Source organism: Kribbella sp. NBC_00709, assembly GCF_036226565.1.
Classification (GTDB): Bacteria; Actinomycetota; Actinomycetes; order Propionibacteriales; family Kribbellaceae; genus Kribbella.
Map to the genome: position 1 here is coordinate 320,461 of NZ_CP108996.1, position 20,670 is coordinate 341,130.

The window sequence follows — 20,670 nt, forward strand, 5'->3', positions numbered from 1 at the left end:
TGAGGGGCTGCAGAGATGTCACATCAACCACGAAGGGGGCTCGCCAGATCGCTGGTGAGCACCCTGGCGGCACTGGCTGTCGTCGCGTCCGGGATGGCCGCCGCCGGCCAGGCCCAGGCGTCACCGCCCACCAAGCCGGAGTCCACGCCGTCGCCGGCCGCCAAGATCAAGCCGGAACTGATGGCGAAGCTGGACGGTAAGGACGCCAAGTCCGCAACGGACTACTGGGTCCGTTTCGGCGCGAAGGCCGACCTGACCGCCGCCAGCAGGATCACCAACTGGAACGAGCGCGGCACTGCCGTGGCCGCCGCGCTGAAGAAGGCCGCCGCGGACAGCCAGGCGACGATCCGCGCCGAGCTGGACGCACAACACGTGAAATACCAGGCGTTCTGGGGCACGAACGCGATCCGGATCGAGAGCGGATCGCTCGCGCTGGCCCAGGACCTCGCCACCCACAACGAGGTCGAGGGTCTCTACGCCCCGGTCCAGATCGAGGTTCCGAAGGTCACGCCGGGCCAGCAGGAGAAGGCGGTCCAGGCCGTCGAGTGGGGCGTCGCGAACATCAAGGCGAACCAGGTCTGGTCGCAGTACGGCGACAAGGGTGAGGGCATCGTCGTCGCCAGCATCGACACCGGTGTGCAGTACGACCACCCGGCGCTGGTGAACCAGTACCGGGGCAACAACGGTGACGGCACCTTCAACCACAACTACAACTGGTTCGACGCGGCCGGCACCTCGCCGAACGCACCGTCCGACGGCAACGGCCACGGCACCCACACGATGGGCACCATGGTCGGCGACGACGGCGCAGGCAACCAGATCGGTGTCGCCCCGGGCGTGAAGTGGATCGCCGCGAACGGCTGCTGCCCGAGCGATGCAGCGCTGATCTCGTCCGGCCAGTGGATGCTCGAGCCGACCGACCTCGCCGGGCAGAACCCGGACGCGAGCAAGAGGCCGAACGTCATCAACAACTCGTGGGGCTCGACCCTGCCGTCGAACGACCCGTTCATGGAGGACATCACCCTGGCCTGGACCGCGTCCGGGATCTTCGGTGCGTTCGCCAACGGCAACAGTGGCGAGGGCGGCTGCAACACCTCCGGTTCGCCGGGCAGCCTGACCAGCAACTACTCGGCCGGTGCCTACGACATCAACAACAACATCGCGTCGTTCTCCGGCCGCGGGGTCGGACAGGACGGCACCATCAAGCCGAACATCTCGGCTCCTGGTGTCAACGTCCGGTCCAGCCTGCCGGGCAACACCTACGGCGCGTTCAACGGTACGTCGATGGCGACACCGCACCTGACGGCCACCGTTGCCCTGCTGTGGTCGGCCTCGCCGACCCTGAAGGGTGACGTCGCGGCCACGCGGGCGCTGCTGAACCAGACCGCGATCGACTCGCCGAACAGCCAGTGCGGCGGGACCGACGCGAACAACAACGTCTTCGGACAGGGTCGTCTGGACGCGCTCGCACTGGTGAGCGCTGCCCCGATCGGCGACACCGGCACGCTGTCCGGCACGGTCACCGCCGCCACCGGTGGCGCCGCGCTCGCCGGTGCCAGCGTGACGGTGCACCAGGACGGTCAGGCCGACAAGTCGCTGACCACCAGCAGCAACGGCACGTTCTCGTCGGTGCTTCCGGCCGGCGACTACACGCTCACGGTCGCGTCGTTCGGGTACAAGACCCAGACCGCCACGGCCACCATCACCACTGGTCAGACCACCACCAAGAACTTCGCCCTGGAGAGCACTCCGCAGGTGAGTGTCGGTGGCACCGTCACGGACGGCTCCGGCCACGGCTGGCCGCTGTACGCGAAGGTGTCGGTCGAGGGTCCGGGTGGCGTGTTCGACTACACGACCCCGAGCAACGGCCGGTACAGCCTGAAGGTCCCGTCCGGTGCGGCGTACTCGCTCAAGGTCGAGTCGAAGTACCCGGGCTACCAGACCGTCAGCCAGCCGATCACGGTCGGCAGCGGCAACCTGACCAAGAACATCGCGGTTCCGGTCACCGCTGACTCCTGCACCACCGCTCCGGGCTACAAGTACGGCTCGGACGGCGTCTACCAGACCTTCGACTCCGGTGCGACGCCGAGCGGCTGGAACCTCGTCGACAACAAGGGCAACGGCCAGGTGTGGCAGTTCAACGACCCGGGCAACCGGACCAACCTGTCCGGCGGCAACGGCGGCTTCGCGGTCATCGACAGCGACCACTACGGCCCCGGCGGTTCGCAGGACACGTCACTGGTCAGCCCGGTCGTCGACCTGAGCTCGGTCACCGCTCCGGTCATCCGGTTCAACCAGGACCTCAACTGGCTCGGCGGCGAGAAGGCCGATGTCGACCTGTCGATCGACGGCGGCGCCACCTGGGCCAACGTCCTGACGCAGGCCGCGGACGTTCGTGGGGTCCAGGAGATCGCGATCCCGCAGGCGGCCGGCAAGTCCGCCGTCCAGGTGCGGTTCCACTACTACGACGCGTCGTACGAATGGTGGTGGGAGGTCGACAGCGTGCTGATCGGCAGCCAGATCACCTGTGAGCCGACCGGCGGCGGCCTCGTCGTCGGCAACGTCAAGGACGCCAACACCAGCGGCTTCGTGAACGGCGCGGTCGTCACCCGTGACGGCTCGTCGGAGAGCGCGACCACGGTGGCGACGCCCGAGGACACCGGTCTGAACGACGGCTTCTACTGGATGTACTCGTCCGTGGACGGCGACCAGGGCTTCACCGCCAAGGCCGGCAACTACGTCAGCTCGACCGCGACCGTTCCGGTCGAGGCCGACTGGACCACCACGGCCGACTACACACTGAAGGCCGGTCAGCTGACGGTCACGCCGGGCAGCATCACCGGCAACCTGAAGCTGCCGACCGGCGCCGTGACCAAGTCGTTCAAGGTCACCAACACCGGTGGCGCGCCGGTCGACGTGAAGTTCGGTGAGAAGGACAGCGGTTTCGTCCTGGAGAACGCGAACGGCACGAAGACCAGCAAGGCAGAGGTGGAGAGTGGGATCGGCGCCCCGCTGCAGCGGATCGCCGTGAACACCTCGTTCGCCCGGATGCTGTCGGGCAAGACCGGCACCGCGCCGGTCGCCGCGAAGCCGCAGGCGGCTCCGTGGGCCGACATCGCCGACTACCCCGCGACCGTGATGGACAACCGGGTGGTCAACCTCGACGGCAAGGTCTACTCGATCGGCGGCGGCAACGGCAGCGCGTCGACGGCGAACAGCTACGCGTACGACCCGGCCACGCTCGCCTGGACCGCGATCGCCCCGCTGCCGGGTGCTCGCAACGCGATCACCGTCGGTGTCGTGGGCGGCAAGATCATCGCCAGCTCCGGCTGGGCGGACGCCGGCCCGGCGCCGGAGACCTGGTCGTACGACCCGGCCGCCAACGCCTGGTCCGCGGTCGCGGCCAACCCGGCTCCGCGTGCGGCTGCCGGTCAGGCTGTGCTCGACGGCAAGCTGTACGCCGTCGGCGGCTGCACCACGGCCGGCTGCACCCCGATGAGCAACACCGTGGTGCGCTACGACGCGGGCAGCAACGCCTGGGAGACGCTGGCGAACTACCCGCAGTCGGTCGCGTTCGCATCCTGCGGCGCCATCGACGGCAAGCTGTACTGCGCCGGCGGTAACGACGGCGTGAACTCGCTGAAGTCGGCGTACGTCTACGACCCGGGAGCAGATTCCTGGACCGCGATCGCGGACGCTCCGGCCGACCACTGGGCGGCGTCGTACGCCGTCGCCGGTGGCAAGCTGCTCGTCGTCGGCGGTGTCCAGGCCGGTGCGGTGACCAACGCCGGGTTCTCGTACGACCCGTCGTCGGACAGCTGGACCGCACTGCCGAACGCCAACCTGCCGCGGTACCGCGGTGGCGCAGCCTGCGGCTTCTACAAGGTGGGCGGTTCGTCCGGTGGCTTCACCGCCACGGTGGACAGTGAGGCCCTGCCGGGTCTCGAGGACTGCTCCGAGTCGTCGGCGGACGTGAGCTGGCTGTCGCTCGACCAGACCGAGGCCACCCTGGCCCCGGGACAGTCGACCACGGTCAAGGTCACGCTCACCGCGAACGTCGACCAGCCCGGCGCCTACACCGGCGCCGTGACGATCGGCGAGAACACCCCGTACAACGTCGCAGCGGTCGGCGTGACGATGAACGTCACCCCGCCGAACACGTGGAGCAAGCTGCTGGGCACCGTCACGGGCGTCAGCTCGTCCGGCGCCACCGCCGCCCTCCCCGGCGCGACCGTCGAGGTGGACTCGTGGGCGCAGTCGTACACCTTCATCACCGACAAGGACGGTAAGTACGCCTACTGGCTCGACCGTCGCAACAACCCGCTCACCCTGATCGCCGCCAAGGACGGCTACAAGCCCCAGACCCGCACCGTCAAACTGGTCGCCGGTACTCCGGTCACCAGCGACTTCGCCCTGAAGTCGATCAAGTAGTCAGGTACTAGCCGGGCCGGCCCTCGTCCTCCGGGACGGGGGCCGGTCTCATTCTGTACGCGGTGAGCGCGGCGCGGACGGCGAGAGCGTCCGAGAGGGCTGCGGGGTCGTGAGTGCGGATATAGGCCGCACCCTGATCAGTTGCGGTGAGCTCCGCGGCGAGGGTCGCTGGTCCGATGCCGGCGAGGCTGGTGCCGGTGATCGCCCGCAGAAAGGATTTCCGCGAAGGTGAGACCAGCACCGGCAGGCCGTAGCGCGCCTTCAACCGCCCGAGCTGTCCGAGCACGGCTACCGACGGTTCCGGCGTACTGCCGAGGAAGTAGCCGAGGCCGGGATCGAGGATCAAGCGGTCGCGCGCGATACCCGCTGCCTCGAGGCCGGCGATCCGCTCGTCGAAGAAGTCCTCGATGGACGACCAGATCGACCGCGGATCCGTCCGCACCCGAGTCGCCGGGCCGTGCCGCTGTATCGAGTGCATCACCATCAGCCGACACGTGAACCCGGCCAGTTCGCCGTACTGGCGCGGATCCGGGAAACCCTGGATGTCGTTCAGGTACGACGCGCCCCGCGTCGCCGCGAACCGCTGGGTCTCAGGGTGATAGGAATCCACACCCCACGAGATCCCCTCCAGCGCGTCGATCACCCCCGTCAGCCGCTCGATCTCCTCCCCCGGCGACACCTTCTCCGCATCCGGATGACTCGATGCCGGACCGAGTTCGACCACATCCGCACCCGCCATGCGCAACTCCCTCGCGCGCGTGATCGCGTCCCCGGGCGACAGACAGAGTCCCCCGTCGGAGAACGAATCCCTTGTGACGTTGACGATCCCGACCAATCGCGGTCGCACCATGCCAGGCCTCCCGGTAGATCCCAGAAGCCCAGGCGCACGGCACACGTCGTCCAGACGAGACCGCTCCCCGGTGGTTGACCCACCTCACGCGCCAGTCACGGTCCAGGGTGAACGCTACCCCGATCAGGTGGTGGCGAGGAGATGGAAGCCGACGCCGCGGACCGCGTGGATGGTGACGGTGGCGCCGAGGTTCGCGAGTTTCTGCCGGAGACGCTTCACCACCGAGTGGATGTGCGATCCGTGGCCGAGGTGCTCGTTGCCCCAGACGGCGTAGTGCAGCCGCTGGTACGTCCAGACCCGGCCGGGCTCAGCCACCAGGCAATGCAGGAAGTCGTGCTCGAGCCGGGTCAGCGGCATCTCACGGTCCTTCCAGCGGACCACGCGACGGTCGACGTCCAGCCGCAGCTCGGCGACCGGTTCGGGCACCGCCCTGATCGGCGCGGGCGGCTCGGCGACCGCCACAGCTGTCGCCGTCACCGCTGTCACCGCTGTCGACGTCACCGCTGCAGGAGCGAGTGCAGCCGGAGCTGTTGGAGCCAGGGCTGTTGGAGCCAGGGCGGCCGGCGTCAGGACAGCCGGGCTCGGGCTCAAGGTGACGCCGGTCAGCTCCAGGAACGCGCGGGCCTGGTCCGCGCTCGACACCAGCAGCAGCGCGTCGGCCTCACCGAGCAGTCGCGCCAGCTGTACTCGTTCGGCCGTGGACGCGGCCACGCCGATGATCAATGACGAATCGGACGACCTCTCCCGCGACATCACAGCAAGCCCCTCCCAGTCGAACCGGCCCGCCACAAGTACGGTTCACGGCGCGAACTAAGTCAAGCGATTCGTCGCGCACCGAGCTGGCACATATGCGTCCTGTCCGAGACAGGACAAGGTCCCCCGGCAAGTCCACAGACAGCTTCTGCAGAAGGAAATCCGGCGACGCTCCCCGCGAGAGTGTGCGGAGGCCGGGCGATGCGGAGTAGTCTCCTCGCGCACGGCCACTCTGACCGCATCCACGGAGGAACAGTGCACGGTCTGGTTCGGCGGCCGCTCGTCATCTGGTTGCTCGCGGCCCTCGCAGTACCTGTGCTGCTGACGGCTGTGCTGATTCCGGCCCGGGCGGGCACCACGGAGGATGACCTTCGCGATCGCACGGTCGAGGCGCTGAAGGCCCGCGGGATCGAGACCGCGTCGGTGGATTTCGACGGCCGGGACGCGAAGATCGTCGTACCTGACAGTGTCGATCCGGCCGCCGTGCAGGAGATCGCGACCGGGGTCGAAGGGGTTCGGTCCGTTCGCATCGAGGGCGGGTCCACACCGACACCTACCCCCACTGCGACGAGCACCGAGCCGGCCGAGGAGTCCGGCGTACCGGCGTTCGAGGTCGGGCGGACGGACCAGGCGATCCGCGTGCAGGCGCCGGTGCAGAGCCAGGCGGTCAAGGACGCGATCTCCGCGGCGGTCGAGCAGTTGCTCGGCCCGGACCGTGAGTACGACGACCGCACCACGATCGACCCGGCCAACGGGATCGCCGACGCCGCCACGCTGTCCGCGCTGCTGCGGGCGCTCGCGATCGGGACGGGCGACGCCTCGGTGCGGTACGATGGGGACACGGTGACGCTGTCCGGTCAGGTGCCGGATCAGGCGACCAAGGCGACGATCGGCCGGGCCGCGGCGAAGGCTGTGCCTGGCGCGGTTCTCGCCGACCAGCTGCAGCTGCCTACGCCGACGAAGTCCGCGGTGAGCGAGCCGTGCCGCACGTTCCAGAGCCGGCTCGCGGAGTTCAGCCGGCAGTACAAGATCAACTTCCTGTCCGGTACTTCGATCGTGAACGACGCGTCGAAGCCGTCCGTGGTGCGCGCTGCCGCCGTACTGAAGTCGTGTACGACGGCGCGTGTCGAGGTGGCCGGTCACACCGACGACCTCGGCTCGCCCGCGACCAGCCTGCCGCTGTCCGAACGCCGGGCCGCGGCGGTGAAGGCGGAGCTGGTGCGGCTCGGGGTGAACCCGGACCGGATCCTGGCGAACGGGTACGGGCAGGCCTTCCCGATCGCTTCCAACGCCACCGGCGCCGGGCGGATCGCGAACCGCCGCGCCGAGCTCCGAGTAGTGCAGGGGAACTGAATGAGTTGGCTGATCGCCGAGACCTGGATCCTGCTACTGGTCGCCTTCGTCCTGGGCAGCGCGGCCGCGTGGCTCGTGCACCGGGTCGTGCGGGAGGGACGCGGATGAGCTGGCTGCTGCGACACAACTGGCTGTGGTCGCTGTTCGCGTTCGTCCTCGGCGCGGCAATCACCTGGCTGCTGCTCGACCGTCGCCGTCCCGCCGCTCCCCCGCCGCAGGAACACGTCGAAGAAGAACCGGTACTGGTCGGAGCCGCAGCAACACAGGCGGGCCCTGTGAGGCAAGCACCCCTAGCAACACGGCCGGCCCCGGTATCGCGTGCAGCCCCGACATCGCGGGCAGCTCCGGCAACGCAAGCCGCGCCGGTCGCGAAGGCCGGCCCGGTTGTGGAGACCGCCAAACCGGTCGAGGAGACCACTGCCCCGGCGGAGCCCGCCGAGCCGGTGTTCTCCCGGGTGATGGATTCGGAGCCGACGCTCTTCGACGTGGACACGGTGACGGCTCCGATTGCGCCCGGACGGTACGGCGAGGGTTCGGCCGACGCCGTACCGCATCAGGGGCCGCCGGACGGGTTCACGATCAAGGGCAACGCCCAGTCGATGCTGTTCCACACCCCTGATTCGCCGTACTACGGGCGGACCAAACCCGAGGTCTGGTTCCGCACCGAGGCCGACGCCGAGCGCGCCGGCTTCGCCAAGTACACCCGCCGCCCGCGCAAGTCCGCGGACCCCCGCGACTGACCACCAGGAGACGCAGTTGCCCCAGCTCCACGTCCCGTACGTCGTCGAGCAGGACGAGGACGGCACCTGGCTGGCCGAGGCGGCCCTCACCCCGGACGTCTTCCTCCAGGGCGAAGGCGACACCCGCGAGGCCGCCCTCGAGGACCTCCGCACCTCGATCACCCAGGCCGCAGCCGAGTCCGGCATCCCCGACCAACTCGTCGTCGACCTCCCATAACTGACCCCGCCTCAGTCCTACGATTTCGACAACACCGAGCAGCCGGAGGCGGAGTTGCAGCGCGACATCACTGTGTCCTTCCTCGTCGAGCAGGACGAGAACGGCGACTGGAGCGCCCAGGCGGCGCTCGACCCCAACTCGTTCGCGAACGGCCAGGGCGCGACCCGCGAGGCCGCGATCGAAGATCTGAAGGAAGCCGTCGTCCTGCTTGCGGTCTCCGTCGGTGTGCCCGAGCAGCTGGTGGTCACCGTCGACACCGACAGCTGATCCTTCGTGAAGGAGAACGCGATGGAACCCGAGGCGACGGAGCCGTTGGAGCCGGATCAGGTGTTCACGGCTGAGGAGTTGCTCAAGAAGCGGGATCCGCGGGACGGGGTCGCGGATGCCAACGGGGCCGTGAAGAGGCGGCCGCGATTGTGGCGTGGGGGCGGTCGGCAGGGCAAGGCACAGTCTTCCGAGCGGCACAACGAAGGCCGTCGGCGCTGACTGGAGCGTGGCTATTTGCTTGTACTGGCAAAGGGCCGTCAGACTGTGCGGAACGCCTTGCGGGACCGTCCGACCGACGGCGTCACCACATCACCGGAATCGTCCGGATCAACGCACCGCTCCTTTTAGGCACGCCCTGGTGGGGTACCTGAAATCGGTGCATGTCCAGGGCGGGTCCACACACCGTCGTCACGTGCGTGGCGGCGTGCCGTAGTACAAGCCGCAGTACCGCTAGGTTTGGAGACACCCGATGGAGGTGAGCGTGACCGACATGCTGCCGGAGCAGCACCACGGACTGACGAAGAGTGACCCGCTGTGGTTCAAGCGGGCCGTCTTCTACGAGGTCCTCGTGCGGTCCTTCAAGGACTCGAACGCCGACGGCATCGGCGACCTGCAGGGCCTGACCGAGAAACTCGACTATCTCGAGTGGCTCGGCGTGGACTGCCTCTGGTTACCGCCGTTCCAGCCCTCACCGCTGCGCGACGGCGGGTACGACATCTCCGACTACACCGGCGTGATGACGGAGGTCGGCTCGATCGCCGACTTCGCCGCGCTGATGGAGGCCGCGCACGCGCGCGGGATCCGGCTCATCGTCGACTTCGTGATGAACCACACCTCCGACCAGCACCCCTGGTTCCAGGCGTCGCGGGAGGATCCCGAAGGCCCGTACGGCGACTTCTACGTCTGGTCCGACACCGACGACAAGTACACCGACGCGCGGATCATCTTCGTCGACACCGAGCAGTCGAACTGGACCTGGGACCCGGTCCGCGGCCAGTACTTCTGGCACCGGTTCTACTCCAACCAGCCGGACCTGAACTTCGAGAACCCGGCCGTCGGCGACGCGATCCTCGAGGCGCTGAAGTTCTGGCTCGACCTCGGCGTGGACGGGTTCCGGCTGGACGCGGTGCCGTACCTGTTCGAGACCGACGGGACGAACTGCGAGAACCTCCCCCGCACCCACGAGTTCCTCAAGCGGGTCCGCAAGGAGGTCGACGCGAACTACGAGGACCGCGTCCTGCTCTGCGAGGCGAACCAGTGGCCGGCCGACGTGGTCGAGTACTTCGGCGACCGCGACTCCGGCGGCGACGAGTGCCAGATGGCGTTCCACTTCCCGGTGATGCCGCGGATCTTCATGGGCGTCCGCCGGGAGTCCCGGTTCCCGATCTCGGAGATCCTGGCCCAGACACCGGAGATCCCGGACACCTGCCAGTGGGGCATCTTCCTGCGCAACCACGACGAGCTCACCCTCGAGATGGTCAGCGACGAAGAGCGCGACTACATGTGGGGCGAGTACGCGCAGGACCCGCGGATGAAGGCGAACATCGGCATCCGCCGTCGCCTCGCGCCGCTGCTGGACAACGACACCAACAAGATGGAGTTGTTCACCGCGCTGCTGCTCAGCCTGCCCGGCTCGCCGATCCTGTACTACGGCGACGAGATCGGCATGGGCGACAACATCTGGCTGGGCGACCGCGACGGCGTCCGGACCCCGATGCAGTGGTCCCCGGACCGTAACGCCTCGTTCTCCACCGCGACGCCGGGCAAGCTCAGCCTGCCGGTGATCATGGACCCGGTCTACGGCTTCCAGGCGGTGAACGTCGAGGCCGAGATGGAGAACGCCTCGTCGCTGCTGCACTGGACCCGGCGGATGATCCAGACCCGCAAGCAGCACCCGTGTTTCGGCATGGGTACTTTTACGGATCTGGGCGGCTCCAACCCGAGCGTGCTGTCGTACGTGCGCGAGTTCGGCGACGACGTGGTGCTGTGCGTGAACAACCTGTCGAGGTTCCCGCAGCCGATCGAGCTGGATCTGCGGCAGTGGCAAGGAGTGGAACCGATCGAGTTGCTCGGCGGTGTGCACTTCCCGACGATCGGGGAGTTGCCCTACCTTCTGACCCTCGGTGCCCACGGTTTCTACTGGTTCCGGCTGGCGAAGCCGGCTGACCACGAGGAGAGCATGTAGTGAGTTCGCATCTGGACCAGGTCCAGTCCTTCTGCGCGGGCCAGAGGTGGTTCGGCGAGAAGGGACACGACGTCCGCGTCGAAGCGATGGCCACCTCGGTGTGGCTGTCGGACGAGGGCGCCTGGCCGGCGGTCCGGATCGGGTTCGTCTACTGTGCGGGTCCGCCTGGGGTGGAGACCCCGATCCGGGTGTACCAGCTCCCGCTCAGCTACCACCGCACACCGGTCGACAACCTCGGCCATGCGCTGGTCGGTGAGTGGGCGGAGCCGGATCTCGGCGACGCCGAGGTCTGGGTGTACGACGCTCTGCACGACAAGGACGCGACGCCGTACTGGCTGGACGGGCTGACGCACGGACGGCAGCTGGACGGGCTGGAGTTCCATCCCGTCCAGGCTCCGGACCACAACATCGTCGTACCGGAGGACGCGCAGTCGCTGGTCCTCACCGTCGAGCAGAGCAACACGTCGCTGGTGTTCGGCGACGTCGCGCTGCTGAAGGTGTTCCGCCGGCTCGAGCCCGGGAGCAATCCGGGTGTCGAGATCGAGTCGGCGCTCACCGAGTCCGGGTCCGAGCTGGTTCCGGAGGTGCTGGGGTCTGCGCGCGGTAGGTGGCCGCGCGCCGGCGGCGGCACCGATGCGGGTGAGCTGGCGATGATGACGGCGTTCCAGAGCAACGCCACCGACGGCTGGTCGTTCGCGACCTCGTCGGTGCGGGACCTGTACGCCGAGGCCGACCTGCACGCCGAGGAGGTCGGCGGTGATTTCGCGCCCGAGTCGCACCGGCTCGGCGCGAGCACCGCGCAGGTGCACTCGGAGCTGGCCAAGGCGCTCGGCACCGACATCTGGGAGCCGGCCAAGCTGGTGGAGCACGCGGACGCGATGCGTCGCCGGCTGCAGAAGGCCACGGCCGCGATCCCGGAGCTCGAGCCGTACGCCGAGGGTCTGACGCGCGCGTTCGACGCGCTGGCGGCGTACAACCAGCCGGTCACGGTGCAGCGGATCCACGGCGACTTCCATCTCGGACAGGTGCTGCGGACCATCGACGGCTGGAAGCTGATCGACTTCGAGGGCGAGCCGGCCAAGTCGCTGATCGAGCGCCGGGCGCTGGACACCCCGGTGAAGGACATCGCCGGGATGCTGCGCTCGTTCGACTACGCAGCCCGGTCGCTGCTGGCCGACCACCGGGGCGACCAGCAGATCGCGTATCGCGCGGCCGAGTGGGCCACCCGCAACCAGCAGGCCTTCTGCGACGGGTACGCCGAAGTCGCGGGCACCGATCCGCGCGAGCAGACCGTGCTGCTGAACTCGTTCCTCGCCGACAAGGTGATCTACGAGGTGCTGTACGAGGCCCGGAACCGGCCGACCTGGCTGCAGATCCCGCTGTCCGCGGCGGCTCAGTTGGCCGAACAGTAGTACCCCAAATCTCCGCCAAGTAATCCCAAGTCGGCTGAGATTACAGAGCGGGGCCGACGACCTAGGCGTAGACCCCGCCCACGCGACAGCCGGCAAACCCAGCCCGTCGCCGGTTGCGCTGGGTGGCTCGTCGGTGAGCGGGCGGGCGGTTGAGCTGCCGGCTCCGTTGACGAGCTTCGTGGGACGCGAGCAGGAGCTTGCTTCACTCGTGCAGCGGATGGGTGAGTCGGGGCTGGTTACGTTGACGGGCGGACCCGGTAGTGGGAAGTCTCGGCTTGCGTTCGAGGCGGCGCGGGCGGTGGAGCGCGTCGTACGGCTGGTTGAACTGGCGCCGTTGCAGCGTGAGAGTGCTGTGCTGGAAGCGATTGTGGGTGATGACGCCGGCGGACACGATCCGACCGGTGCGGCCGCGACCGCGTTGGACGGTTCGGTGCTCGTGCTCGACAACGCGGAGCATGTCGTCGAGCACACCGCGGAGATCGTCGCCGCGTTGCTCAGCCAAGCACCCGCGCTGACCATCCTCGTCACCTCCTGCGCGGCCGACGCCCAGGCGGCCGACCCGGAGCAGGTCGCCGCGACCTGTACGGCGGTCGACCGCCAAGCCACTACTCTGCTCGCCGGAACCATCACGAGCTACACCCGGACCGGCTTCGCCTGGCCCCGCTACACCGCCCGTCTCAACGCCGTACGGGCTGCGCTGGCCGGCTAGGGATTGTGTACGTCGGGACTCGGCGGGTACGGGGTGGGGCGTTGAAGGTGTTGATCGGGCAGGATGGGATTCATGGGAGAGCGCGAAGCTTTTGAGGAGCCTGTGGTGGCGGTCGAGGAGCCTGTGGTGACAGCGGTCCCGGTCGATCGGACCGAGCTGGAGAGACTCGTCGCCGGCACGTACCACGATCCTCATCGGGTGCTCGGCCCGCATCTCGGCGAGCACGGGGTGACCGTTCGCGCGCTGCGGCCGTTCGCGAAGAGCGTCACCGTGCTGTACGACGACCAGCGCCTCGACCTCCGGCACGAGCACGACGGGATCTGGGTCGGTGTGCTCGACGTCGAGAAGGTCCCGGACTACCGGCTCGAGGTGACGTACACCGACGGTCCCGCGACCGTGGTCGACGACCCGTACCGCTATCTCCCGTCGCTCGGCGAGGTCGACCTGCACCTGATCGGCGAGGGCCGGCACGAGCAGCTGTGGACCGTGCTCGGCGCCCACGTCCGCCGGTACGACGGCCCGACCGGCACCGTCACCGGGACGTCCTTCGCCGTCTGGGCCCCGAACGCGCAGGGGATCCGGCTGACCGCGGACTTCAACTTCTGGGACGGCCGCGCGCACCCGATGCGCTCGCTGGGTTCGTCCGGCGTCTGGGAGATCTTCGTGCCCGGTATCGGCGCGGGCACGCGGTACAAGTTCGACATCTGCGGCCGCGACGGCGTCTGGCGGCAGAAAGCCGACCCGATGGCGAACCTGGCCGAGACTCCCCCGGCGAACGCGTCCGTCGTCACCGAATCGTCGTACGAGTGGAGCGACGCCGCCTGGCTGGAGCACCGCGCGAACGCACAGGCGTACGCCGAGCCGATGAGCGTGTACGAAGTACATCTCGGGTCCTGGCGGAAGGGCCGGTCGTACCGCGAGCTGGCCGACGAACTCGTTGCCTACGTCAACGACATGGGGTTCACCCATGTCGAGCTGATGCCGGTGATGGAGCACCCGTTCGGCGGCTCCTGGGGGTACCAGGTCACGTCGTACTTCGCGCCGACGTCGCGGTTCGGCGACCCGGACGACTTCCGGCTGCTGGTCGACCGGCTGCACCAGGCCGGGATCGGCGTGATCGTCGACTGGGTCCCTGCACACTTCCCGAAGGACGCCTGGGCGCTGGCCCGCTTCGACGGTACGCCGCTGTACGAGCACCCGGATCCGCGCCGCGGCGAGCAGCCGGACTGGGGCACGCTGGTGTTCGACTTCGGCCGCCCCCAGGTGCGGAACTTCCTGGTGGCGAACGCGATCTACTGGGCCGAGGAGTTCCACATCGACGGCCTGCGCGTGGACGCGGTCGCCTCGATGCTCTACCTGGACTACTCACGGCAGGACGGCCAGTGGGTCCCGAACCAGTACGGCGGCCGCGAGAACCTCGAGGCCGTCTCGTTCCTGCAGGAGATGAACGCGACCCTGTACAAGCGGGTCCCGGGCGTGATCACGGTCGCCGAGGAGTCCACGTCCTGGCCGGGCGTCACCCGGGACACGCACCTGGGCGGCCTGGGGTTCGGCTTCAAGTGGAACATGGGCTGGATGAACGACTCGCTCCGCTACCTGGAGCACGAGCCGGTCCATCGCCAGTACCACCACCACGAGATGACGTTCTCGATGATGTACGCGTACTCCGAGAACTTCGTCCTCCCGCTGTCCCACGACGAGGTCGTGCACGGCAAGGGCTCGTTGCTGCGCAAGATGCCCGGCGACCGCTGGCAGCAGCTGGCGAACCTCCGCGCGTACCTGGCGATGATGTGGGCGCACCCGGGCAAGCAGCTGCTGTTCATGGGCTGCGAGTTCGGCCAGGAGTCGGAGTGGTCGGAGAAGGGCGAGCTCGACTGGTGGCTGCTGGACCACAGCGACCACCAGGGCCTGCAGCAACTGGTCCGCGACCTGAACCGGGTCTACAAGGACACTCCGGCGTTCTGGCGGACCGACCACGAGGCGGAGAAGTTCAGCTGGATCGACGCGAACGACGCCAGCAACAACATCTTCTCCTTCGTCCGGTACGGCGACGAGGGTGAGCCGACCGTGGCGTGTATCGCGAACTTCTCCGCGGTCCCGCACCACGGCTACCGCCTCGGCCTCCCGTACGCCGGGCGCTGGGAAGAGGTCGTCAACACCGACGCGGGAACCTACGGCGGATCCGGTGTCGGCAACTTCGGCGCTGTCGAGGCGGACGGGCCGGAGTGGCACGGGATGACCACGAGCACCGAGCTGTCCGTGCCACCCCTGGCGACGGTGTACCTGCGGTTCACCGGGTAGCGTTCACGGCGTGACCGCCGTACATCCGCTGTCAGATGATGAGCTGACGCTGCGTCCTTCGCAGCCCAACGGGCAGTTGGTGACCTTCGACGTCGAGCGCACCGACGTCGAGCCCAGCGAACCGGTCGGCACCGTCGAGGTCCGCCGGACGACGCCTGGGGTCGGCCTGGTCACCTGGGCGCTCGACGGCGGTATCGGGGTGGCAGAGCGGACTGTGCGGCTCGTGGCCGAGTACGCGTTCGGTGAGCTCGGCCTGGAGCGGCTGCAGGTGGAGGTCGATCCCGAACTGCACTCGTCGGGCCGGATCGCCATCCGGTCCGGTTTCCGGCGCGAGGGCGTACTGCGTGGGGCGGCCCTGGTCGACGGGGAACGCCGGGACGTCGCGATCTACGGCATGCGCGTCGACGACCCCCGTCCGGACACGGTGACGGGCTGGACGGCGTTGATGGACTCGACGCTGCCCAAGAAGCGCGTCATCGCGCACGTCGTCGTACGGGACACGGCCGGGCGGGTGCTGCTGTGCCAGGTCAGCTACAAGAAGGACCTGGAGCTGCCTGGCGGCGTGGTCGAGCCGGACGAGGACCCTGCGACCGGGGCGTCCCGGGAGATGCAGGAGGAGGTCGGTACGGCGTTGCCGCTGCTCGGCGTCCTTGCGATCGACTGGCTGCCGCGCTGGGAGGGCTGGGGCGACGCGGTCGAGATCCTGTACGACGGCGGCGTCCACGACCCGTCGCTGATCGACGAACTGCAACCGGACGGCTTCGAGATCCGCGGGCTGTCGTGGCACGCGCCGGAGGAGCTGGCCGGCCTGGTCTCGCCGTTGAACGCCCGGCGCCTCCCGATGCTCCTGGCCGCGCCGGATCAGCTCCACAACCTGCGCGCCGGCGTACCGATCACCTCGTGAGCTGGTTGACGCACCAGACGTAGTGCCCGTCGCCCGCGTTCTCGTCGTAGATGGTCGCGGTGACGATCGCGTACGCCCGCCGGTACAGCCGCATCCGCTCCCGGTCGTGCCCGAGCCCGGCGAACCGGTCCAGCAACAGCTCATCGAGCCGCCGCGCCTCCGGCCCGTACATCTCGAAGAACCCCGCCGCCAGCGACGCCTCGAACGTGTTGTCGCCTGCGGTGGAGAGGAAACCCCAGTCCAGCACGGCTGCCACGCGAGAGCCGTCCATCAGTACGTTGGGCGGGCAGATGTCCCCGTGTACGACGCTCAGCTCGTCAGGCCGGAGCTGGGTGAGACCGTCGAGCAGCTCAGCCAGCAGACCCGCGAAGCCCGGCACGTCACGCTCCAAGTGCACACGTGACTCGTCCGCACGCCGCCGTACCAGCGCTGCCAGGCTCTCGCCCCAGGTCGCCTTCCAGAACGGCTGGTTGATCACCGGCATCGCCTTGCTCGCCGGACCAGGCTGCACGGCACGCAGTGCCTCCACAACCGCAACGAACGCCTCCAGCGCCTGCTCCTCCGGCAGACCGGCCTCGTGCAGCGGTACGCCGGTCAGCTTGTCCTCGACGCTGATCGCCAGGCCGTTCTCGCCCGCGGTGATCTCGCGGATCCGCGGCGTGCGGAACGGCAGCGGCGGCAGTTCGTCCAGGAACGCCTGCAGCGGCCGGACGTCCTCCGGCCGCCGATCGAACCAGACCTTCCGAACGGTCCCGTCCCCGAGGTCGTAGACCGCGCCTTCCATCCCCTGGCCGATGAGCTCCACCGGCCCGACCCTAACGGACCACCCGGATCGTCAGCGGATAGCGGTACTCCTGCCCGCTGGAGGCCGCGATGGTGGCGCGAACGATGACCACCACCGCCGCCACCGCACCGATCACGATCAGCGGCACGATGATCAGCACGCCGAGACCGAACGTGATCAGCACCAGCACCACCGCGATCGCGGTGTAGATCAGCAGCGAGATCTGGAAGTTCAGCGACTCGAGCGCGTTCCGCCGGACGAACTCCGAGCGGCCGCGGAACAGCAGCCAGATGATCAACGGGCAGAGAAAGCCCATCGCCAGCCAGGCCGCGATGAACACCCCCACATGCGCGACCATCGCCCACGTGCGTTCTTCCGAGGCCGTCAGTGAGGGTCCCGGGTCGGATCCTGAGCCCGGAGTGCTCATGCTCCCAGTGAAGCACCGATTCCTTTTCGTGGGGTCACCGGTCAGTACCGATAACGACCAGCAACGGAAGGAATCACGATGCCGAGCAACGAGTCGGAGGCGGTCCGGCGGCACTGGGCCGCGGCGCGGGTGTCCGCCGAGCAGGACACCCCGGAAGGTGATCAGGAACTGGGCGATCACCGCTGGGCCGAGCTCACCACCGAGCCGGCCGACGTGGACTACCTCTCGGTCGACGGCCGGCCCGCGCTCTGGATCGTGCCGCACGGCGCCGTCGCGGACCGAGTGCTGCTGTGCTTCCACGGCGGCGGCTACATCGGCGGATCGCGGTACTCGCACCGGAAGCTCTTCGCTCACCTCGCCCGGGCGGTCGGCGCCCGCGCGCTGGTCTTCGACTACCCGTTGGCGCCCGAGCACACGCATCCGGCGCAGCTCGACGATGCGGTCGGCACCTACCGCTGGCTGCTGGACCAAGGCATCGCACCCGGGCACATCCTGTTCACCGGCGACTCGGTGGGAGGCGCGATGGCCATCACCACCCAGCTCCGCGCCCGCTCGATCGGCCTGCCGCTGCCCGCCGGCGCGATGCCGTTCTCGCCGGCGGTGGACTTCGAGGCGACCGGAGCGTCGTACGACGCCAACCGGGATCGCGACGCGTTCTTCCACCGGGACCTGGTCCGCGGGCTCGGGTGGATCTTCCTCGGGCCTGATGGCTCGCCCCAGGACCCGTTCGTGAACCCGTTGTACGGCGACCTGACCGGGCTCGGACCGATCTACATCCAGGTCGGCGGCGACGAAGTACTCCTCGATGACGCTCAGCAGCTTGCCGCGGCCGCGGAGAAGGCGGGAGTCGACGTAGGGCTGGACGTGTTCCCGCAGATGCAGCACACGTTCCAGATGGCGGCGGGTCGCGCGCCGGAGGCCGACGATGCCATCCAGCGAATGGCACGCTGGGCACGGCCGGTGCTGGGCCTGTGACGACCGAGGAGGTAGTGGTGACGACCGAGTTCACTGGTCGGACCGAGCCGTTCCGCAAGGAGCTGCTGGCCCACTGCTACCGGATGCTCGCGTCCGTGCACGAGGCCGAGGACGCCGTCCAGGAGACGTACCTGCGGGCGTGGCGGTCGTGGTCGGCGTTCGAAGGACGGTCGTCGGTGCGGGTCTGGCTGTACCGGATCGCGACCAACGTCTGCCTGACCGCCCTCGAGCAGCGTGGCCGCCGCGCGCTGCCGTCCGGGCTGGGTGCTCCGGCGACCGACCTCTCCCCCGGCGCACCTCCCGACGACCCGTCCGTACTGTTCGTGGAACCGATCGCAGAGTCCCTGGTCCATGACCCCGCGACGATCGTCACCACCCGGGAGAGCCTGCGGCTCGCGCTCATCGCGGCGTTGCAGTACCTGCCGGCCAAGCAACGTGCCGTACTGATCCTGCGGGAGGTGCTCGCGTTCCCGGCGTCCGAGGTCGCGACCATGCTCGACACCTCCGTCGCGGCCGTGAAGAGCACCCTGCAACGAGCGCGAGCCCGTCTCGACGAGAACCCCACCGACGCAGTCGTCGAGCCGGACGACCCGCGGGCCCGAGCCCTGCTCGCGGACTACATCAGCGGCTTCGAGAACGCCGACCTGGCTGCTCTCGAGCGGGCGCTGCGTGCCGACGCAGCGATCGAGATGGTCGGTACGACGGCGTGGTTCGACGGCCGGGTGATGTGCCTGCAACTGCTGGAGTCCGCGCTCGGTGCCCCTGGGGACTGGGCGATGATCCCGATCGTCGCGAACGGCCAGCCGGCGGTCGGTGCGTACTTCAAGGGCGAGCCGTACGGCGTCGCCGTACTCACCCCGACGGCCACCGGCCTCACCCACATCCACGTCTTCAGCACGCCGAGCCTCGTCCCGTACTTCGGTCTGCCGCTCACACCGCCTGCGCCGTGAGAAGCGCCCGGCGGCTCGTGCTCAGCAAGGCCAGCGCCAGTACGACGAGTCCCATCGCGATGATCGGCCACCACACGAGATGAGCAGCGTGGACGAACGCCTCCGGATCGGTCGTCGCCTTGGCCCCGACGATCGATCCGGCGATCGCGACCCCGAGCGACGTACCGGTCTGCCGGCCGACCGACGCGAGTGAGGCCGCGAGACCGGTCATCGACGCGGGCATCCCGGAGACCGCCGAGTTCGCGATCGGCGGGTTGATGGTGCCCAGGAAGACGCCGAAAAGCAGGAAGATCGCGAGGATCACCGGCAGCGAGGTCGAGATGCCGATCGTCATCGATGCGGCCGCTCCGAGCGTCAGCGCAGTACCCGCGACGACCAGCGGTAGGCGTGGTCCGAGCGAACCGACCACGCGGCCGGTGAGCGGCGACAGGACGCAGATCAGCAGGCCGACCGGCAGCAAGGACAGACCGGCGTCGAGCGCGGACAGATTGCGGACGCTCTGCAGGTAGAGCGTCGTGACGAAGAGAAACGCGCCGAAGCCGCTGTAGGCGAACATCGCGATCAGCACGGCCGAGCTGAACGGGACGCTGCGGAACAGGCGAAGCTCCAGCAGCGGTTCCTCGCGCCGGCGTTCGTACCCGATCAGCGCGACCGCCGACACGGCCGCGACCACGAGCAGTCCGAGCACCAGAGGCGTACCCCAGCCGTGCTTCTCGGACTCGATGATTGCCGACACGACGCCGCCGAGGACGAAGATGACCAGGAGCTGACCGACCGGATCGAACCGGCGGCCGCGGGCTGCGCGCGACTCGGGGACGAACAAGCTGGTGAACACGACCGCGAGTACGACGATCGGGAGGTTCACCCAGAAGATCGACCGCCAGCCGAGGCCGTCGACGAGCGCACCGCCGAGGATCGGGCCGAGGACGAGCGACAGACCGGCCGTCGCGCCGAAGATCCCGATCGCCCGCGCCCGCTCGGCCCGATCGGGGAACACCGTCACCACGATCGCCATCGCGACCGGGTTCAGCAGCGTGCCGCCGACCGCCTGCACGGCCCGCGCGGCGATCAGCCAGCCGATGCCGGGCGCCAGGCTGCACAACAGCGAACCGATGCCGAACACGACCAGCCCGAGGCGGAACATCCGGCGGCGGCCGAACCGGTCCGCGGTCGAACCGGCCAGCAACAGGAAGCTCGCGAGCACGAGCGTGTAGGCGTCGACGGTCCACTGCAGGCCGGCCGTCGAGGCGCCGAGCCCGTCCCGGATCGCGGGCAGGGCGACGTTGACGATCGAGATGTCCATCACCGAGATCAGCAGGCTCGCACAGCAGATGACGAGGACGGCGTACCGGCGGGCACTGGTCAGACCAGTGTCCTCGAGCGTTGGAAGGGTCATACCGACCACGCTAGGA

The 20,670-nt window shown here is 68.8% G+C and carries 18 protein-coding genes and 1 riboswitch; of the genes, 13 read left to right on the forward strand and 5 right to left on the reverse strand.

What is annotated here, in order from left to right:
* The first annotated feature begins 54 nt into the window (after positions 1 to 54).
* A complete protein-coding gene (locus OHA18_RS01560; RefSeq protein WP_329001651.1) occupies positions 55 to 4,431 on the forward strand; it encodes a S8 family serine peptidase in 4,377 nt (1,458 codons plus the stop codon).
* Between the two features lie 7 nt (positions 4,432 to 4,438).
* On the opposite strand, the gene folP is transcribed toward OHA18_RS01560, so the two are convergent.
* Together folP and OHA18_RS01570 are read right to left on the reverse strand one after the other, a co-directional pair.
* Positions 4,439 to 5,281 (reverse strand): dihydropteroate synthase, encoded by an 843-nt coding sequence (gene folP / locus OHA18_RS01565; protein ID WP_329001652.1) that lies wholly within the window; start codon positions 5,279 to 5,281, stop codon positions 4,439 to 4,441.
* 19 nt (positions 5,282 to 5,300) lie between these two features.
* A riboswitch (ZMP/ZTP riboswitch) is annotated at positions 5,301 to 5,390 on the reverse strand.
* 14 nt (positions 5,391 to 5,404) lie between these two features.
* Positions 5,405 to 6,004, reverse strand: a complete 600-nt coding sequence (locus OHA18_RS01570; RefSeq protein ID WP_329001653.1) for a winged helix-turn-helix domain-containing protein — start codon at positions 6,002 to 6,004, stop codon at positions 5,405 to 5,407.
* A gap of 285 nt (positions 6,005 to 6,289) precedes the next feature.
* Between OHA18_RS01570 and arfA the strand changes: the two genes are divergently transcribed.
* From arfA to OHA18_RS01620, 10 genes are all read left to right on the forward strand, one after another.
* Positions 6,290 to 7,387: a channel-forming protein ArfA/OmpATb gene (gene arfA / locus OHA18_RS01575; protein WP_329001654.1), complete on the forward strand. Its 1,098-nt coding sequence runs from the start codon at positions 6,290 to 6,292 to the stop codon at positions 7,385 to 7,387.
* Between the two features lie 104 nt (positions 7,388 to 7,491).
* Positions 7,492 to 8,127 carry a sunset domain-containing protein gene (locus OHA18_RS01580; protein WP_329001656.1) on the forward strand — a complete coding sequence of 212 codons (636 nt, stop codon included), beginning with the start codon at positions 7,492 to 7,494 and terminating at the stop codon, positions 8,125 to 8,127.
* Between the two features lie 16 nt (positions 8,128 to 8,143).
* Entirely contained in the window at positions 8,144 to 8,344 is a 201-nt protein-coding gene (locus OHA18_RS01585) for a hypothetical protein (protein ID WP_329001657.1), read from the forward strand.
* A 54-nt stretch (positions 8,345 to 8,398) separates the two neighbouring features.
* On the forward strand, positions 8,399 to 8,611 hold the full coding sequence (locus OHA18_RS01590) for a hypothetical protein (protein WP_329001659.1): 213 nt from the start codon (positions 8,399 to 8,401) through the stop codon (positions 8,609 to 8,611).
* A gap of 21 nt (positions 8,612 to 8,632) precedes the next feature.
* Positions 8,633 to 8,830: a hypothetical protein gene (locus tag OHA18_RS01595; RefSeq protein WP_329001660.1), complete on the forward strand. Its 198-nt coding sequence runs from the start codon at positions 8,633 to 8,635 to the stop codon at positions 8,828 to 8,830.
* Positions 8,831 to 9,080: 250 nt separating this feature from the next.
* The gene (gene treS, locus OHA18_RS01600; RefSeq protein WP_442914368.1) at positions 9,081 to 10,796 is read left to right on the forward strand and encodes a maltose alpha-D-glucosyltransferase; all 1,716 of its coding nucleotides are present in this window, start codon (positions 9,081 to 9,083) and stop codon (positions 10,794 to 10,796) included.
* The gene (locus tag OHA18_RS01605) at positions 10,796 to 12,208 is read left to right on the forward strand and encodes a maltokinase N-terminal cap-like domain-containing protein (protein ID WP_329001662.1); all 1,413 of its coding nucleotides are present in this window, start codon (positions 10,796 to 10,798) and stop codon (positions 12,206 to 12,208) included. Before treS ends, OHA18_RS01605 begins: the two co-directional genes overlap by 1 nt.
* Positions 12,209 to 12,341: 133 nt before the next feature.
* Positions 12,342 to 12,917: an AAA family ATPase gene (locus tag OHA18_RS01610; protein ID WP_329001663.1), complete on the forward strand. Its 576-nt coding sequence runs from the start codon at positions 12,342 to 12,344 to the stop codon at positions 12,915 to 12,917.
* Between the two features lie 105 nt (positions 12,918 to 13,022).
* Positions 13,023 to 15,218, forward strand: coding sequence for a 1,4-alpha-glucan branching protein GlgB (gene glgB / locus OHA18_RS01615; protein ID WP_329001665.1), 2,196 nt, complete (start codon positions 13,023 to 13,025; stop codon positions 15,216 to 15,218).
* 10 nt (positions 15,219 to 15,228) lie between these two features.
* Complete coding sequence (locus tag OHA18_RS01620; RefSeq protein WP_329001666.1) at positions 15,229 to 16,122, forward strand: NUDIX hydrolase; 894 nt, start codon at positions 15,229 to 15,231, stop codon at positions 16,120 to 16,122.
* On the opposite strand, the gene OHA18_RS01625 is transcribed toward OHA18_RS01620, so the two are convergent.
* Complete coding sequence (locus OHA18_RS01625; RefSeq protein WP_329001667.1) at positions 16,112 to 16,927, reverse strand: phosphotransferase; 816 nt, start codon at positions 16,925 to 16,927, stop codon at positions 16,112 to 16,114. The two genes, OHA18_RS01620 and OHA18_RS01625, sit on opposite strands and share 11 nt — an antisense overlap.
* Before the next feature lie 10 nt (positions 16,928 to 16,937).
* Positions 16,938 to 17,333, reverse strand: a complete 396-nt coding sequence (locus OHA18_RS01630; RefSeq protein WP_329001668.1) for a DUF4870 domain-containing protein — start codon at positions 17,331 to 17,333, stop codon at positions 16,938 to 16,940.
* Positions 17,334 to 17,411: 78 nt separating this feature from the next.
* Here OHA18_RS01630 and OHA18_RS01635 point away from each other — a divergent pair, with 78 nt between their 5' ends.
* Both OHA18_RS01635 and OHA18_RS01640 read left to right on the forward strand, forming a co-directional pair.
* Complete coding sequence (locus OHA18_RS01635; protein ID WP_329001670.1) at positions 17,412 to 18,308, forward strand: alpha/beta hydrolase; 897 nt, start codon at positions 17,412 to 17,414, stop codon at positions 18,306 to 18,308.
* A 17-nt stretch (positions 18,309 to 18,325) separates the two neighbouring features.
* The gene (locus OHA18_RS01640) at positions 18,326 to 19,258 is read left to right on the forward strand and encodes an RNA polymerase subunit sigma-70 (RefSeq protein ID WP_329001671.1); all 933 of its coding nucleotides are present in this window, start codon (positions 18,326 to 18,328) and stop codon (positions 19,256 to 19,258) included.
* On the opposite strand, the gene OHA18_RS01645 is transcribed toward OHA18_RS01640, so the two are convergent.
* Entirely contained in the window at positions 19,239 to 20,654 is a 1,416-nt protein-coding gene (locus OHA18_RS01645) for an MFS transporter (RefSeq protein ID WP_329001672.1), read from the reverse strand. The two genes, OHA18_RS01640 and OHA18_RS01645, sit on opposite strands and share 20 nt — an antisense overlap.
* Positions 20,655 to 20,670: the final 16 nt, after the last annotated feature.

Coding starts and splice junctions, on each gene's coding strand:
- folP (WP_329001652.1), bottom strand. CDS start 5,281: ATGGTGCGACCGCGATTGGTCGGGATCGTCAACGTCACAAGGGATTCG.
- OHA18_RS01630 (WP_329001668.1), bottom strand. CDS start 17,333: ATGAGCACTCCGGGCTCAGGATCCGACCCGGGACCCTCACTGACGGCC.
- treS (WP_442914368.1), top strand. CDS start 9,081: ATGGAGGTGAGCGTGACCGACATGCTGCCGGAGCAGCACCACGGACTG.
- OHA18_RS01635 (WP_329001670.1), top strand. CDS start 17,412: ATGCCGAGCAACGAGTCGGAGGCGGTCCGGCGGCACTGGGCCGCGGCG.
- OHA18_RS01580 (WP_329001656.1), top strand. CDS start 7,492: ATGAGCTGGCTGCTGCGACACAACTGGCTGTGGTCGCTGTTCGCGTTC.
- OHA18_RS01595 (WP_329001660.1), top strand. CDS start 8,633: ATGGAACCCGAGGCGACGGAGCCGTTGGAGCCGGATCAGGTGTTCACG.
- OHA18_RS01645 (WP_329001672.1), bottom strand. CDS start 20,654: ATGACCCTTCCAACGCTCGAGGACACTGGTCTGACCAGTGCCCGCCGG.